We start from the raw sequence: 16,485 nt of genomic DNA, 5'->3' as shown, positions 1-16,485 counted from the left end.
TGTCGGAAACAGTCCGGGGAATTCTGAACCACCCGGAAAACCGCTCGCCGGAGGCTCCCGCAATCTTGACCAGTGCAGGAGCCAGCCAATGACCCGCGATCTCTCCAGATTGCTCCGCCCACGCTCCATCGCCGTGCTTGGCTCGGTCTGGGCGCAGAATGTCGTCGCGCAATGCGAGAAGATGGGGTTCGACGGCCAGATCTGGCCTGTGCACCCAAGCCACCCGGAAATCGGCGGGCGACGGGCGTTTCGCGCATTGTCCGACCTTCCCACCGCACCGGACGTGACGTTCCTTGGGATCAATCGGGACGCAACGATCAACGTTGTCGAGGCATTGAAAGAGATGGGGGCGGGGGGCGCGGTCTGCTTTGCGTCCGGCTGGCGCGAAGTCGGCGCGGGCGACTTGCAAGCCAAACTGGTCGAAGCGGCTGGTGAGATGCCGATCTTCGGGCCGAACTGCTACGGCATGATCAACTATCTGGACGGCGCCATCGTCTGGCCGGACCAGCATGGCGGGCGGCGGGTCAAACGCGGTGTTGCCGTGCTATCGCAAAGCTCCAACATCGCCATCAATATCACCATGCAGGCGCGCGGCCTTCCGGTCGCCTATGTGGCCTGTCTCGGAAATGCCGCGCAGGTCGGCATGGCCGAACTTGCCAAAGCGCTGGTTGCCGATGAACGGGTCACCGCACTTGGCATCTATGCCGAAGGGATCGATGACCCCGTCGCGCTCGCCCGCCTCGCACAGGATATGCGCGCGGGCGGCAAGGGGGTGGTCATGGTCAAGGCCGGCAAGACAGCCGCCGGCGCCTCGGCTGCCGCAAGCCATACGGCGGCGCTGGCGGGGACGGCCGCAGCCTCCTCGGCCTATCTGCGGCAATGCGGGATCGCCGAGGTCTCGACCCTGGCCGAAATGATCGAGACGTTGAATGTCTATCACACCCACGGCCCGCTCAACGGTCCGCGGTTCTGTTCCCTCTCCTGCTCGGGGGGCGAGGCGACGCTCGTGGCGGACCTGACCGAACGATCCGTTCTCGACTTTCCGCCCCCTTCAGTCGCGCAGGAAGCGCGCTTGTCGGAACTGCTCGGCCCCCGCGTCCCCATAGCTAACCCGTTGGATTACAACACTTACATCTGGGGCGACAGTGAAACCACCGAGGCCGTCTTCACCACGATGCTCGAAGGTTACGACGCCGGGATCTTCGTGATCGACCCGCCTCGTCCGGATCGCTGCGACCCCGCGTCTTTCATGCATTCGCTGGCCGCCGCCGAAGCCGCCGCCCGCAGCACCGGCAAGCCGGCTTTTCCGGTTGCCACCCTGCCCGAGAATTTCGACGAAGCGCTGGCGATTTCCCTGATAGACCGCGGAATAGCGCCGCTTTCGGGGCTGGAAACCGCGTTGACCGCGCTTGCGGCGGCAACCACGCCCACCGGTCGCAGCAATTGGCTGCCATGGGCCGTCGGTCAGGATACCCCAACACGGTTGCTCTCCGAAGCAGAGGCCAAATCCGACCTCAAGGCGGTGGGAATTCCCGTTCCGCGCGGCGTGACCGGGGCGTCTCTGGAGTATCTCTCCGAGGCCGCAGACACACTTTCCCCACCCTTCGCCCTCAAGGCGCTCGGCATGGCGCACAAGACCGAAGCCGGTGGCGTGCGGCTCGGTGTGACATCGCTTTCCGACCAGGCTCCGATGACGGGCGCGCAAGGCTACCTCCTGGAGGAGATGGCGACGGGGGGCGTGGCCGAGCTGCTCGTCGGTCTACGGCGGGATCCGGTCTATGGGGCCACGCTGACACTGGGTCTCGGCGGGATCACGGCAGAACTTCTGGCCGATACGGTCACGCTCGTGCTGCCTGTCGATGCGGCCGAGATCCGCGCAGCGCTCGAACGGCTCCGGCTGGCGCCGCTTCTGGAAGGCTATCGCGGCCAACCCGTTGCCGATACCGGTGCTGCGGTCGATGCCGTCCTGAGACTGCAATCGCTGATGGCGACCCGGCCTTGCTACAGAGAGATTGAAATCAACCCGCTCATCCTGCGCGAACGCGGCGCCGTGGCCGTGGATGCGCTGATACGGAAGGACATGGAATGACCGACACACCGATCCGGACCCGCCGCGAGGGCGGGATTCTCGAGGTGACGCTGGACCGTCCCAAGGCCAACGCGATCGACCTCGCCACCAGCCGCATCATGGGCGAGACCTTTCGCGACTTCCGCGACGACGACACGCTCAAAGTGGCGATCCTGCGCGCGGAGGGCGAGAAGTTCTTCTGTCCAGGCTGGGACCTGAAGGCGGCGGCCGAGGGCGATGCTGTGGATGGCGATTACGGGGTCGGCGGGTTTGGTGGCTTGCAGGAACTGCCGCGTCTCGACAAACCGGTGATCTGCGCCGTGAACGGGATCTGTTGCGGCGGCGGGCTGGAACTGGCGCTCTCCTGCGACCTGATCCTTGCCTCGGAGACGGCGACCTTCGCTCTGCCGGAGATCCGTTCCGGGACGGTGGCCGACGCGGCCTCGATCAAACTGCCCAAGCGCATCCCCTATCACGTTGCAATGGACTTGCTGCTGACCGGACGCTGGTTTGATGCCGAGGAGGCAAAGCACTGGGGATTGCTGAAGGAAATCACCCGACCCGAGGATCTTCTGGCAACTTCTTGGGAGCTTGCGCGGTTACTGGAAAGCGGACCGCCGCTGGTCTATGCGGCGATCAAGGAGGTCGTGCGCGAGGCCGAAGACATGAAGTTCCAGGATGCGCTCAACAAGATCACCCGCAGCCAGTTCGCAACAGTCGAGAAGCTCTACAATTCCGAAGACCAGCTCGAAGGCGCCCAGGCCTTTGCCGAGAAGCGTGATCCGGTTTGGAAAGGGCGCTGATCTGGGGAGGGAAAGGCGCGACGAGGCGATAGGGGACGGGCCGGCATTCACCGCCCCGCCAGACCCGTCTTGTCAATCTCCTCAGGACCGCAACAGCAGGGCCGTCGAGTCCAGGGCTTCAGCAACAGCTTGGTAGTGCTGCGAGGTTTCCTGCGACTGGGTGGAAGACCGCAACAACAGGATACCGGCCTCTTCCAGGATCGCCGCGGCCTCCGCTTCCGCAGTCGGCAGGGCCTCGGTCTTCACGGCCTTCAACGGACGGCTTGTGGCGATCGGCGCCGGTTGCGGGCGCGACGGGGTCGGCGCCGGAGCCGTGGCCGACTTGGCGCTGATACGCGGCTTGGAGCGGTCGCGATTCTCCCGGACCACCTTCTCCAGCTTGTCGGAGGTCTGGTGGAGGATTTTCCGCATCTCACGGGACTCCGCCGTCTTGGGCAGCGATTTGGCAACCCGTTCCAGCTGTTCGGCGAGACAATCAATCCGGTATTCGTCCGGCAGGGAGCTGCAGAAATTCCGCGCGGCATCGATCCCCGCGGTCACATCCGCAACACCAAGCTGGTCCAGCGACAGTTCTGGAACGAAGACCGGCACGACACCCGGAAGCGACTGGTGCAGGGTCGGCATCGGCGTGTAGCTCGGCACCGGCACCTCGACAGGCACATCGACCGGTGCCGCCACGGGCGCGTCCATCTCAAGGTAAAAATCCTCGGTTTCTGACTGAGCCAAGGCGACACTGGCCAGCGAAGCGAAGAGCCCGGCCAAACAGAACCGAGCCACCGCACGAAGGGGGAATTTCAGATCAGAAAACATCTTTGGCGATCCAGTTGAGCGAGAAGATAACACGCTGGCGATCGTCTTGATCGAAAGCATCGTTGAGAATGACATTGAAACCGACACTGTCGAGCCCCGGCAGCCGGAAAGAGGCGCCGACATCCATATTGTCACCGTTATAGGCAACAGACGTTCCGAAATACTCGGTAAGCCCGATGCCAAGCCCGGCGAAAACACCCGCTTCGCGGTCGAAATCGCGCACCTTGTTGCCAGCACCGACGGTCAGCATCAGCGGATAGACATCGCCGCCGATCCGCGCCACGGGAAAGCTCGTGATCGAGCCGGAATAGGCCAGATCGTCATCGACATCCGCATCGCCCCAGGGCGCTATGTTTCGGACACCGAGGCCGAGATAGGTCGGAATACCGCCTGAATCGATCCGTTTCGACGCGCGCACCCCAAGAAAGCCTGAATCGCCAAAATCGTCGTCGAGCGAGGTGACATGAGCGGTGAACTGCAGGTCGAACAGGTCGTCGCCAACGCCCACCCCGAAGCCAAAAGCGGCCGAACCGTCCCAGTCATCGGTCACGCCATTGCGCTTGTCGGTGAAGGCCACCGCGGCGAAGACAAGCCCGTCCGGCGCCACCGTTGCCGCCGGAATTCCCAGCAACGACACATTCTTGGAAAAGGCGCGGACTTTTTCTTCGTGGCTGATCGATTGTTGTGCACCCGCAGCACTGGCAAGCCCAGCGAACGTCGCCGCGAGCGCGACGCTGCGCGCGATCCGACCGCCTGCCCCGGGATTTCGGGTCGTCTTAAACATATCCTGCTCCAAAACTGACAACTCTATTCACTTCCCCCCAATGTTCGCATTACAGCCCCATGGGTTCAAAATCTTTGACGTTTGGGCAGGCCGCTTTTGCCGGATGCTGTCCCGGGCGCATCACTCTTCCAGCCCGAAGGCACGCCGGAGCCCACGCTCCGTGCCGGGGCCAAAACTGCCATCGATGGCGCCGGAATAGAAATTTCGCTCCTGAAGGCGGCGCTGCAGCGCGGCGCGGGTCTCGCGACTGAAGAGTTCCGGCTTCTCCTGCAGGTTGATCAGCACTTCGGTCACTCCGGAACGCAAGGCCGCATAGAGATAGTCCGCAGCCACGTCTGGCCCCATGCCGGGCACCTGTCCGCGATCGACGAGCACGGCGAAATTGTGCTGCGCCTTGGCATGGCGCTGGTCGGCGGCGCGGCGGAAAAAGTCCAACGCGAGCTGGGCATCCTTCGAAAAGCCGAGCTGTCCATGGAAGTGGAGGAACCCGACATCGTTGAGCGCATCGGCATAATCCTGCGCCGCGGAGGCTTCGAACAGCGCCTTGGCGCGTGCCGGATCGGCCGGCACCAGCAGACCATCCTCATAGATCTTGGCAAGCTGGAACTGCGCCTGTGGATCGCCCGCCTGTGCTGCCCGCTCATACCAACTGACCGCGTCGGCGGGGCGGAAATCGCCGCCCGGATTCATCCGGCGCGCCGCCAACGCGACCATCGAACGCGTGTCCCCCGTCTCGGCCAACGCGATCAGCTCCGGCTCCTTCTCCGCCGGCAGGGACGACCAGGCCGCGACGAGGTTTTCCGTCGCCAGGGTCCCCTGCCCCGCCGCCGGACCGGCGATGTAAAACGGCGTGCCCGAGAGCGAGCCGTAAGAATAGGGCTCCTGGCGGCTGCCGGTTGCCTGCAGGACCTTGTCGCGCACCTGCCGGAACATCAGGCTGATCTCAACGCCGGGTTGTGGCAGGGTCTCGACCAGAGCCGCCGCATAGGGGCTGTTGCCGCCGGCACCGTCCAGCGCCACCGAGCCATCCTTGGCCGCATAGGCGACCAGCGTGCCGCGTTCAGGCGAAGACGCCGCCAACCCGCCGCCACCGCCAATGCCGCGCGCGCCGCCCGCATCGGCGGAGCTGGCATCGTCGGCGAGCGTGATCCCACCGCCCAGCGGGTTGTTGCGACAGGCATCGAGGATCACGATCCGCATCCGCCGCGCCCGATCCACCACCGCCAGCAACGTGTCCAGCGAGATCGCCTGCCGGCGAAGATCCTCATTGCTGCGTGGCTCGACATCCACCGGCAGCATAAAGTTCTCTCCCTGCACCTGCACCCCGTGGCCGGCGAAATAGATCAAGGCCAGCTCCGCCGTCTCAGACCGGAAGGCGAAATCCTCCAGTGCTTCGAGCAACGGCTGTAGCGGCGCATCGATCAGTTCGGTGACCTTGAAACCGATCCCCTCCAGCGTGTCGGCCACCGCCGCCGCGTCATTCACCGGGTTGTCCAGCGCCTCGACATTCTCGTATCCGCCCATCCCGATCACCAGCGCAACGCGGTCAGCCGCAGCCACCGCCTGCAAGGGCGCGAGTGTCAGAACCAGAAATAGAAACTTCTTCAACACGTTCGAAACTCCCAACCGCGTGCTGCCTAGATCAGGCCAGCCGCGCGCCATTCCAGCAGCTTTTCCTTGCTGACCTCGAAATGCATGCTGTCCTCGCGGCGAAAGCCCGCCCCCCAGATCCAGCCTTCCTCGTGAAAGAAATCGGCGATGATGGTCAGACCGAGCTGGGTCTTGCCGTCAGTGAAATTGTCCAGCTGCCCGTTGACGTTGAGATCGACCGCCAGCCCGAAGGCGTGGTTCGAATAGCGCCCGCTCGTACCCCGGATCTGGCGCACGCAGAGCGCCCCGGCGGTGTTGATCAGGTCGTGCAGCTTGGGATCGGCCCGCTTGATATTCTCGAACACCGTATGGAGGGATTTCAACGCCGGCTCCAGCATCGTCACCCGCACCGGCCCGACCTGCTCCGTGCGCAACATCGCCTTGAGCTTCGGGTTCGTCATCGGCTGGCAATTGTCCGAAAGAACTTCGCGCGGCTTGCCCAGCAACTCGACAATGAAGCTGGAGCCGGCGACCGATAGCGGCTTGTTGAAATTGGTCCGGTCGAAGATCAGCACAACCTCGGTGTATTCGCTGCCTTCGATCTCGCCGATCGGGTCCTGGCTGCCGCCTGTGCCGCCGGTTCCGCCCCCTTGCGTCCGTCCGCCAAAGACCATGGCCTGCGCGACCTCCGCCTCCAGCTTCTGCACCCGTGTCGACAGCTTTTCGACCGTGTCACGCAGCGCCTCGACGCTCTCCTGCAACAGGATAACCTGGTTTTCCTGGTTAAGGTTCTCGATGATCACATCCTCGACCGCCGCCGCGATACTGCTCGCATCGGCATCCGGCCCAAGCACCGGCTTGCGCCCAATGTCGAGGGCCCGGGGCAGCACGATCCAGAGGACCGGGGCAATCAGGAGCGCAACAGCGATGATGATCGCCGGAATCAATCTCATTCGGTCAACCTGTTTCATTTGGATCAATAACTTCGCCCCGGAGTAAACTCTCCCGGCGTCAATCAGGCAAGCCCGGATTGCCCGGTCCGAACAGCACTTCCCCGGCCGCCTTCTGCGTTGCCGCGAAGGAAAGCCTGCTGTAGGCTATCGTCAGTTATCGAATGTCATTGGAGTCTCACATGAGCCGCAAGATTATTACGGTGACGGCGTCGGTTATCGCCGTTTTCGGGCTGACCTTCCCTGTCCTTGCCCAAGGCGTGGATGCCTCCCAGAAGTCCGCCCAGGAGCTTCAGCAGCTCTTCGAGGAGCAAAAGACTCGCGGGCTTGTGATCGCGCCTGCCAGCAATGGCGGCGGCAGCACGCAGGCCAGCAGCGAAGCCGCCGTCACGTCAGAACCCGCCACGACCCAAGCCGCGGTCTACACGCCCGTCGCCGCCGGCACGGAGATCAATATCCTCATTTCCTTCGACTTCGACTCCGCCCTGCTGCGCGAGAATGAGAAGCCGAAACTGACCGCGCTCTGCGAAGCGATGCAGAACATGGAGGAGGAGGTTTTCCGCATCGTCGGCCACACTGACTCCAAGGGAAGCGAAAGCTATAACAGCAACCTGTCGATGCTGCGTGCCTCCGAGGTGAAACGGTTTCTTGTCGGTTCCTGCGGCATCGCCGAGGATCGGCTGATCGCCATCGGCGCCGGGGAAGAACACCCGGTCAACGCGTCCGACCCGACCGCAGATGAGAACCGCCGCGTCGAGTTCCAGCTGATCAGCTGATCCCTTTTCGCCCGTCCGGGGTGGGCGGGTTTGCGCAGGGAGGCGCGGAAATCTATGGCGACCGGCGAGACGACCTTTAAGGTCGGAGACCTGCTCAACAACACGTTCCGCATCGAGGCCGTTCTGGGCCGGGGGGGCACCTCGGAGGTCTTCCGTGCGCGCAACGAGATCTCGGGGCGGCTTGTTGCGCTCAAGGTGCTGAAGGCGGAATTCGCCGGGAACGAGGATTTCCTCGTGCTGATGCGGCGCGAGGAGGAGATGCGCGATATCCGCCACGATGCCGTGGTTGGCTATTCGGAAAACCACCGGACCGCCGACGGCCATATCTATCTCGTGATGGATTTCGTCGACGGTCCCTCGCTGGAAGCGAAGATGAAGTCGGGCGGCATGCCGGCCGACGAACTGATCACCGTGGGGCGGCGGGTCAGCCAGGGGCTGTCGGCCGCGCATGAACGCCGCATCGTGCATCGCGACCTCTCGCCGGACAATATCATCCTCAAGAGCGGCAATCCCGCCAAGGCCGTGATCATCGATTTCGGCATCGCCAAGGATGCCAATCCCGGCGCCCACACCATTGTCGGCAGCGAATTTGCCGGCAAGTTCTCCTATGCCGCGCCCGAGCAACTTGGCGGGCAAACCGACGCCCGCTCCGACATCTATTCTCTCGGCGCCACCTTGCTGGCGACCTTCCGGGGCGAGAGCCCGAGATCCGGCACCAACCTGCTGGAGGTGCTCGAACGCAAGAAAGAACCGCTGGACCTCTCGGATGTCCCCGAACCGCTGGCCGGGCTGCTCGCCCGAATGACCGCGCCTGATCCTGCGCATCGTTTCCAGACCTGTCGCGAGATCATGGCCGAGATCGACAGGATCCAGAGCGGCGGCGAGGTCGATGACACCATGGCCGCGCTGCTGAACGTGCCGGCGGAGGAGGAGGGCACCGTGATCCGTCCTGCCGCCACGTCGAAGGCCGAGAAGACCCCGCCGCCAAAACCCGCGCCTGAGAAATCCGGGCGCTCGCCCCTCCTTCCGATCCTTCTCGTGCTGCTGCTTGCCGGTGGCGGCGCGGCAGCCTGGTTCGGCGGGCTCTTCGGCGCCCGCCTGCCGCTGGCCGATCCCTTCGTTCTGACGGTCGAACGTGGCCAGATCGGTGGTCCGGTCCTGTCCGGCGTTGTGCCCTCGCAGCAGATGCTCGACCGGTTCACCGCAATCGCCGAGGACCGGGGCGGTTCACAGGATCTCGCGCTGGCCCGTGGCGACATTGCCTCCGGCTGGCAGGAGGCCGTGGACGCGACATTGGAACGGGCCGAGATGCTGGATGTCTATTCGCTGCGGGTCGAGGACAATCTCGTCTCGCTGGCTGGGCGGACGGGCGTGGCGGAAGTCCGCGACGGCTTCACGGCCTGGCTCGCCGCCGCCCCGCCCGACGGGATGCGCGTCGAGGGCAATATCGCTTATGATCCGCCGCTCCTGCCGCTGGACGCGCTGGAGCCGATCCTGACCGATTTCGCCGCCTGCGGTCCGCTGGCGCTGGCCGAGGCCCCCACCGACGGCTACGGGATCGGTGACACGATCCATGTCACCGGTGCCCTGCCCGCGAGCGAAAACCGCCTGGAGCTGTTTGACCGGCTGGAGGTTGCAGCCGAAGGGCGCGATATCCGCATCGAAACCGAAATCCTCAACCCCGCCCTCTGTGAAGCCAAGGCGAGCCTGCCGGCGCTGCCCTCGGACGGTGTTGGCATTGATTTCTCTTTCGGCGAGACCGGTCAGACAAACGCATCCGGACGATACTTCGTCGGCGAGAACCCGGTGATCGACCTGATCCTGCCTGCGGAAATGCAGGATGGCTTCCTCTATGTCTCGATCATCGACGTGACCGGGAGCGTCTTCCACCTGCTGCCAAACATGAACCGCCCCGGCAATTCGGTCGCCGATCTGCGTGGCGGGCAAAGCGGGGAGATGCGTGTCCGGGTGGCCTATCCGGTCTCGGAAGGCGCGCCGGACAAGATCGCCTTCCTTGTCGATGACAGCCTGCTGGGCAAGAGCAAGCTGCTGGTGCTGCATGCCGATTCGCCGCTCTTCGACGCGCTGCGCCCGACAACAGAGAGCGTGGCCGGCTATGCAGAAGCCCTGAACGGGGTGGACGCCACCGGCGCCTCACTGGACAGCCGAGTTCTGACCCTGGCGAAACCCTGAGGCTCCCGGCCGAACGGCGCGGCATTCGGCGGCGCGCAAGGCTCGCACACAGAATCGTCGCGGCGGAATACTCTCTCTGTTCGGACTGCGTGGTGCCTGAGGGGACCGCGTTCCGCGCCCAACATCGGCTTTTGAAAATCGGCGCGCGGACCCGATGTCAAAGCGCGTCGACCACGACCACCGAGATATTGTCCGCTCCGCCCCGATCAAGCGCGGTCTGGACCAGGGTCTGACTGACCGTCTCTATGGGTGTGCCACTCAGGAAAGCGCCCATCTCCGCGAGGCCGATATACTTGTTCAACCCGTCCGAGCAGAGCAGGAAGCGGTCCCCCGCCCTGAGATCTCCGCGAACCTTGTCCAGCTCCAGCACATCGCCCACGCCCACCGCGCGCGTGATCACGTTGGATTGCGGATGCGCTTCGGCCTCATCCCAGCTCATCTTGCCGGCCTCGACCATCTCGCCCACGACCGAATGATCATGGGTCAGGATCTCGATCTGGCCGTCTCGCACCCGGTAAAGACGGCTGTCTCCGGCCCAGAAGGCCATGAAATGCGCCTCTGCCAGCAGAAGCACGACCACGGTCGCGCCAATTGTGCCCGCGCCCAGCTCGCTGGCATGGGCGACGACCCGGTCATGCGCAGTGAGCAGCGCCAGCCGGACGGCGCGCATCCGCTCCGCCGGATTACCATTCTCCGGCGCCGTGATCAGCGCCTCGACCACCGTCTGGCTGGCAAAATCACCCGCCGCATGGCCGCCCATCCCGTCCGACACCGCCCAGAGATCGCGCTCGGGCAGGGACAGGATCGAATCCTCGTTGATCTTGCGGACATGGCCGAGATGGGTGACCGCGTTATGCCGGACCCGCCTCACGCCTCCACCTCCGCCCGCCAGCGCGGGTCGGCCCTGTCGAGCATGGCGCAAAAGGTCCCGGCATCGGGTAGGTCCCGGGTCGCCATGTAGTCCACGCGCTCCCCGTCCAGAGCGCTCCAGAAGCCCGCCGCTCCAGCGGCGGAAAACGCCTCTGGGATCTCGGGTGTCGGAGCCGACATCGCCTCGAATTCGCCCGACAGCACTTCCAGCCGGTCACGCAGGTCAGCCTGCGTCATGCTGAATTCCAACGCCGCAAGCGCCACCGTCTCGAGCGCCTCGAAGCCCTTCGCCATCGCCATATGCATCTCCGGCCCAGCCTGCGAAACCGGCGCGACCAGCGAGAGCGGGAACGCGCGCCCGACACGGTCGACCGACGGCATCATCACCCCGACAACCGCGTGCCGCCCCACCAGCCCGGGTGCCAGCGAGAAACGCCAGATCGGGGCGTTGTAGTAGCAATCCTGCCAGCGCGGCCCGAGCTGCGTGCGCGCGACCGGCAACACTCCGCTCAACCATCCATCCCAGGTCGAAGTGAAGCCCGGGGGCACGTCGAGACGGAAGAAATCCCCCAGCGAGGGCATCTTCCCGAAGGCCCCGAAAGGGCCGAGGAGCGCCGCACCCGCCATCAGAACGAGGTCGGGCACTTGAACTCGCCCAGTGCCGGAAGGCCGAACGGGTTGTTGACGGAACCGAGCTGCATCACCAGCACCACCTGCCGGCCGCCAACGCGGAAGATCAGGCGTTTGCGGTCCGGTGCGGGAGTGCCGCGGATCTGGCCCGTATCGAGCAGGCGGAACATGGCCCAGGGCCCGTCCCGGCTGATCTCGCTCTCGCCATTGCCCGGCGGCGCCACGGTCAGCCGTGCCAGCCCCACCGAGCCCGGCCAGGTGATATTGGCCGGGGTCGGTCGCCCGCCACGGATCGCGCGCAGCTTGGCGCCATGCAGCTCCAGCAGCATCTCACGCGCAGCCGGGTCCAGCGCCTGCGGCGTGATTTGCAGCGACACACCAAGCTGGCCAGAGGCGAAGAAGGTGTCCCGGATCAGCGCGGCATGCTGGAATTGTTGCAACACCGCCGGCGAGATACCAAGATCCTCGCCGGTGCCAGGGCGGAAGGCCCAGGGATTGACCTGCTGGTCGACGAATTCGGCCAGGTGGGTTGTGAAGAAACCGTCGATCAGCCCGCCGGGGCTGAAAAGCTTGGCAAAGTCCTGCTGCGCGACATCGGCCCGGGCGCGGCGGTCAAACGGGTAGCGATTGGCCAGTGCCTGTTGGCAGAGCGGTGCGACCTTGGAGACCCATTCATCGTTGAGGTTCGTGCGCACGCCCTTGCGGCCAATGCCGGAAGAGCTGGTTGTGATCTGGGTGGACCAGCGCTTGAGCGGGTCCGGCTTGAGCGAGGCGGCCTGCTGGAAGCGCTGCACAACAGGGCTTGCGAGCATCTGGCCCGCGCCGCCGCCGATGCTCAGCTTGTTGAGCTCCAGATAGACCTCCTTGAGCAGGTTGAGATATTCGTCCAGTTCCGAGGGTTGCCCTTCGGGTCGTGCCGTCATCTCGTGAAGCCCGGCAAAGCGCTGCTCGACCTGCGCCCCCAGCGGGCGCGGATCGGCACCGGTCGCGGCACTGAAGCTCTCCTCGACCGCCTCCTTCAGGATGCGCTGCCGATGTCCGAGCCGACTGCGCAGTTCCATCTCGGCCAGCCGTCCAAGCGCCGTCCCCCCGGCATCGCCCACGGCGGAAGCTTCCGCCTCCCCCGCAACCACACATTCCTCGGTCAGTCGCGTTTCGTTGGCCACCGCTTCAAGCACGTTGGCGATCGGCGAGGACGGGCTGGAGAGCACATTTGTCACCTCCACCGCGCGCTCGACCGAGTCGAGCGGGATGATGTCCAGATCGGCGAGGATCGCCTCGTACCGACCGATCATGTCGGTGAAATAGAGCTGGAAAACGCCAGCCGTGGTCTCGATCTTGAAGGTTTCGGACTGCTCCTCGGCCTCCGCTCCGAGCACAAAGGCTTCGCTGGCGAGCTGTTCGTTGACCTTCAGCGCCTCGGGCACGAAGACATCATGGAAGGAGCATCGGGTGAAGATCCCGTCGATCCCGTCGCCGAGCGCGGCGCCGGAGGAGCGCTTCATCGCCCGCCCGATCATCGGGTTGCCATCGGTCAGCCGCCACTTGGGCAAGGCGCGGACCTCCGCCGAGTTGATAATGCCGGTATAGATCCGGTCCGATTGCGGCATCGCCTTGATGACACCGCGCACCGTCTCGATCAGGTGTCCATTCAATTCGACCTTGCGCATCGGCTGGTCGAGCAGCGCCTCCAGATGGCCTATCAGGTCGGCGCGCAGCACTTCCCGCGCGGCGCCGGAATAGAACTGCTCCCAGTCCTGTGCCATCCAGTCGAGGACCTGGTCCTTGTTCAGCGGTCCTTGCTGGCCAACCATGAGATAGACCTTGAGCGCCTCGTAGAGTCGGTCGGGGTCGCTCATCGAAGACTGCATCTGCTCGTCGAGCCGGAGCAGGATGCGCGGCAGCAGGTGCTGGTTGAGCGCCGCGCGATAGGTCTGGCCGGTGGAATTGGACACGAGGTCGCCCTGCCATAACCCGAAGCCGAGCCGGGTCGGGCGGGAGACATCCTGCGTTGCCGGGTTGAGCGGCATGTCGCGCAGGATGTTCAACGCCGGCACGATGCCGGGGAAATCCGTATCGCCGACCGGGCTTGGCGGGATGACGGCGGCAGCCTCGGTATAGGCATCCACACGGATCGCCGCGTCAGCCAGCATCGCCTTGTTGCCTAGATAGGAGCGCGCCCAGAGCCCGCCGATACCGGCCACAACGAGCACCGCCGCGAGAATCGCCAGCCGCCGCGACCAGCGGTAACGGCGAGCGACCTTGTCGTCGATGGAAACCAGCCCGGCCTCGGGAAAGATGACGCTCTCGAACAGGCGGGTGAGGAAATAGCTGCGCCCGGTGCCCTTGCCGGAGCCCATGGCCTGCCGACCGATGCCGAAGGTTTCGGCCATGCCCAGCATCAGCCGGTCGATGGGGTTCCCTTCTTGGGTGCCGGAGGTGAAATAGACGCCGCGCAGGATGTGGCGCTGCTCGTATTTGCTATCGACAAAGACCTCGGCAAGGAAATCCTGCGCGACCTGCCGTACCGACGAGACCTGCCCCGGAAAGCCCGAGACAAGCCCGCGCCGGGCGGGGTCCGTCTCGGCCTGCATCCGGTCGACAAGTTGGCCGTTGAGCCGTTCCATCAGCGCGGAAAACTCGGTTTCGAACTCGGCCACGGGCGAGCGTGCGCCCTTGCTCTTGTCCAGCGGCAGCGTGAAGCCCCAGACCTGCTCGCGTTCCTCCTTGCCCAGCGGCTCGAAGCTCTCGGTGAAGCCCGCGATCAGGTCCGACTTGGTGAAGAGCACATAGACCGGGAAACGCACCCCCAGTTCCTCGCGCAGCTCGCCGAGGCGGCGGCGAATGGCGGCGGCGTGGCCGGCGCGGGTGGTCTCGTCCTGCAACGAAAGATCCTGCAGCGAGATCGCGACGATGGCGCCGTTGATAGGCTGCCGCTTGCGGTATTTCCGCAGCATCTTGAGGAAGCCGATCCAGGCGGCATTGTCGGCCTCGGCATTGCTCTCCTGCGTCGTGTAACGCCCGGCCGTGTCGAGCAACACGGCATCTTCGGTGAACCACCAGTCGCAGTTCCGCGTACCGCCAACGCCACCAAAGCTCTGCACGCCCTCCTCGCCGTCCAGCGGGAACCGCAGGCCGGAATTGACGATGGCCGTGGTCTTGCCCGCGCCCGGCGGGCCGATCATCACATACCAGGGCAGCTCATAAAGGTGCTTGCGCCCCAGTTTCGATTTGCGCAGCTGCTTGAGCCCGCCGCGCAGCTTCTCCTTGAGCTCCTCCAGCTCCTCCTTGACCAGCTCGTCATCGGCATCCGTCTCGACCGCCTCGACGATCTCCTCGGTCATCTTCTCGTCGCGCTTTGCCCGACGGATGGCGAGGATCAGGATCCACAGCAGGGCGATGAACCAGATGACGCCCAGCACCACCCCGCGCCAGAGATAGCCCGCGAAGGGCTGCCAGGTCTCGGTTCCGATCCAGGGACTGAAGAACCAGAAACACAACGACAGCGCCGTCGCCACCATCAGGATGACGAAATAGGCCGAGGTAAAGAAACGCAGAACAGCCATCAGTTTTGGTTCCTCACCAGCAGGACCTCGATCCGGCGGTTTTGCGCCCGCCCTTCCTTGGTGTCATTCGAGGCCAGCGGCTCCTTGTCCGCGCGGCCCTCTGCCGAAACCCGTCCCTTTTCATCGAACGCCTCTGAAATCATCTTCTCGACTGTCCGCGCACGCGCCAGAGACAGCTCCATGTTGGAGGAAAAGCGCGCCGACTTGATCGGAATCGAATCCGAATGTCCGACCACGACGACCGGTCCCGGCTCGTCATTCAGCGCTTCGGCGACGCGATTGACCGGCGAGACGAATTTCTCCGTCAGGATCGGTGACGCGGGTGCGAACATGCCCGAACCCTTGATGCGGATGACAATCGTGTTGCCATCGCTCAGGACCTCGACGAGCCCGTCCTTGATCTCGGCAGAGAGGAATTCCTTGAACTTCTCCGGCACGTTGACCACCGGCGCGGGGGGCGGCGGCGGGGGCGGCGCCTTGATGGCGATGGAGGGTGGCGCTCCCGTCTCCAGGACGGAAAACTGCCCCGCGAGCCGGTCCGTGTCGCCGCCAAGCGCCCAGCTCAGCCCGAAGAAGCCCGCCGTCAGCAGCAGCGCGGCGACGCTCAGCGCAATCCAGACCGGACGCCAGATCGACAGGACCTTGTGCGCCACCTCCAGACCCTTCCAGCGCGGCGAGATCTCGCGTTCGACGGCACCGCGCTGGCTGCGGATGATCCGCGCCAGCCCGGAGCGCACTTCCAGATGCCGTTGCGGCCCGCCCTGTTCGACGCGTAGCCGGCCCTCAAAGCCGAGCGAGAGGCACATATACAGGAATTCCAGCAGGTCGATATTGTTGGCTGGATCCTGTTCCAGCCGCGCCAGCAGGTCGAAGAACCGGTCCCCCCCGACCACCTCACGGTGGAAGGTCGCCACCATGGACTGCACCGACCAGGACGAATGCTCACCCCAGGGCGTGTTGAGCACGACATCGTCCAGCGTGGCACAGATGGCGTAGCGAGCGACCTTGACCTCCTGGTCCGAGCAGCCCGCCTGATGCGCCCGGCTCTCGAATTCACGCACTTCGCCGATGACCTTCTGGCGCAGCCCGTCGGGGTCGGCATGTTGGGCACGGTTGGAAATGCGGGAGGTCAGCGCAAAAAGCGGCGCGGCGCACGCGACGAGTTTGTTGATCCCGGTGGCGGCCAGCGGCAACAGCGCGGCCTCGCCTGAGGCGCGAACGGGTTGCGGGCTGCCGCCCGCGGGCACGCCATAGCCCGGCGCTCCGCCCGCTGGCGGCGGCGGCGGCGCGGGCTGTTGTGGCGCAATGCCCGGCTGCGCCGCCGGTTGCGTTGGCGCTTGGGGCGTGGCCACCGGCCGTCGCCCGCCCGGATTGGGCCGGATCACCGTGCGTTCGTCATCTCCGCTTTCGGAGAACGGATCGTCGCTGGCCATGTTCCTCCCGTT

Annotated in this window: 12 protein-coding genes; 4 read left to right on the top strand and 8 right to left on the bottom strand. The window is 64.9% G+C overall.

The window, feature by feature from the left end; all coding sequences use genetic code 11:
* Window positions 1-88 precede the first annotated feature (88 nt).
* Complete coding sequence (locus R3X27_RS10480; protein WP_317708802.1) at window positions 89-2,089, top strand: acetate--CoA ligase family protein; 2,001 nt, start codon at window positions 89-91, stop codon at window positions 2,087-2,089.
* On the top strand, window positions 2,086-2,871 hold the full coding sequence (locus R3X27_RS10475) for a carnitinyl-CoA dehydratase (protein WP_317708801.1): 786 nt from the start codon (window positions 2,086-2,088) through the stop codon (window positions 2,869-2,871). The genes R3X27_RS10480 and R3X27_RS10475 overlap by 4 nt, the downstream gene beginning before the upstream one ends.
* An 81-nt stretch (window positions 2,872-2,952) precedes the next feature.
* Here R3X27_RS10475 and R3X27_RS10470 read toward each other — a convergent pair whose 3' ends face one another.
* The 4 genes from R3X27_RS10470 to R3X27_RS10455 form a co-directional block, all read right to left on the bottom strand.
* On the bottom strand, window positions 2,953-3,681 hold the full coding sequence (locus R3X27_RS10470) for a hypothetical protein (RefSeq protein WP_317708800.1): 729 nt from the start codon (window positions 3,679-3,681) through the stop codon (window positions 2,953-2,955).
* Complete coding sequence (locus tag R3X27_RS10465) at window positions 3,671-4,465, bottom strand: hypothetical protein (protein ID WP_317708799.1); 795 nt, start codon at window positions 4,463-4,465, stop codon at window positions 3,671-3,673. Before R3X27_RS10465 ends, R3X27_RS10470 begins: the two co-directional genes overlap by 11 nt.
* A 120-nt stretch (window positions 4,466-4,585) precedes the next feature.
* Complete coding sequence (locus R3X27_RS10460; RefSeq protein WP_317708798.1) at window positions 4,586-6,076, bottom strand: caspase family protein; 1,491 nt, start codon at window positions 6,074-6,076, stop codon at window positions 4,586-4,588.
* 26 nt (window positions 6,077-6,102) lie between these two features.
* The gene (locus R3X27_RS10455; protein ID WP_317708797.1) at window positions 6,103-7,008 is read right to left on the bottom strand and encodes a M15 family metallopeptidase; all 906 of its coding nucleotides are present in this window, start codon (window positions 7,006-7,008) and stop codon (window positions 6,103-6,105) included.
* 179 nt (window positions 7,009-7,187) lie between these two features.
* Here R3X27_RS10455 and R3X27_RS10450 point away from each other — a divergent pair, with 179 nt between their 5' ends.
* Both R3X27_RS10450 and R3X27_RS10445 read left to right on the top strand, forming a co-directional pair.
* Window positions 7,188-7,781 carry an OmpA family protein gene (locus R3X27_RS10450; protein WP_317708796.1) on the top strand — a complete coding sequence of 198 codons (594 nt, stop codon included), beginning with the start codon at window positions 7,188-7,190 and terminating at the stop codon, window positions 7,779-7,781.
* Between the two features lie 54 nt (window positions 7,782-7,835).
* Entirely contained in the window at window positions 7,836-9,974 is a 2,139-nt protein-coding gene (locus tag R3X27_RS10445) for a serine/threonine-protein kinase (protein ID WP_317708795.1), read from the top strand.
* A gap of 157 nt (window positions 9,975-10,131) precedes the next feature.
* Here R3X27_RS10445 and R3X27_RS10440 read toward each other — a convergent pair whose 3' ends face one another.
* Genes R3X27_RS10440 through icmH form a run of 4 tightly spaced genes read right to left on the bottom strand, consistent with a single transcriptional unit; the run spans window position 10,132 to window position 16,473 of the window.
* Complete coding sequence (locus R3X27_RS10440; RefSeq protein WP_317708794.1) at window positions 10,132-10,845, bottom strand: PP2C family protein-serine/threonine phosphatase; 714 nt, start codon at window positions 10,843-10,845, stop codon at window positions 10,132-10,134.
* Complete coding sequence (gene tagF / locus R3X27_RS10435; RefSeq protein ID WP_317708793.1) at window positions 10,842-11,489, bottom strand: type VI secretion system-associated protein TagF; 648 nt, start codon at window positions 11,487-11,489, stop codon at window positions 10,842-10,844. Before tagF ends, R3X27_RS10440 begins: the two co-directional genes overlap by 4 nt.
* Window positions 11,471-15,040 (bottom strand): type VI secretion system membrane subunit TssM, encoded by a 3,570-nt coding sequence (gene tssM, locus R3X27_RS10430; protein ID WP_317708792.1) that lies wholly within the window; start codon window positions 15,038-15,040, stop codon window positions 11,471-11,473. Before tssM ends, tagF begins: the two co-directional genes overlap by 19 nt.
* Window positions 15,040-16,473 carry a type IVB secretion system protein IcmH/DotU gene (gene icmH / locus R3X27_RS10425; RefSeq protein WP_317708791.1) on the bottom strand — a complete coding sequence of 478 codons (1,434 nt, stop codon included), beginning with the start codon at window positions 16,471-16,473 and terminating at the stop codon, window positions 15,040-15,042. The genes tssM and icmH overlap by 1 nt, the downstream gene beginning before the upstream one ends.
* Between the last annotated feature and the right edge of the window lie 12 nt (window positions 16,474-16,485).

This window comes from Tropicimonas sp. TH_r6, from assembly GCF_033101155.1.
Lineage (GTDB): Bacteria > Pseudomonadota > Alphaproteobacteria > Rhodobacterales > Rhodobacteraceae > Tropicimonas.
Note: the sequence above shows the minus strand (reverse complement) of the source record. Positions and strands in the feature narration are given on the sequence as shown.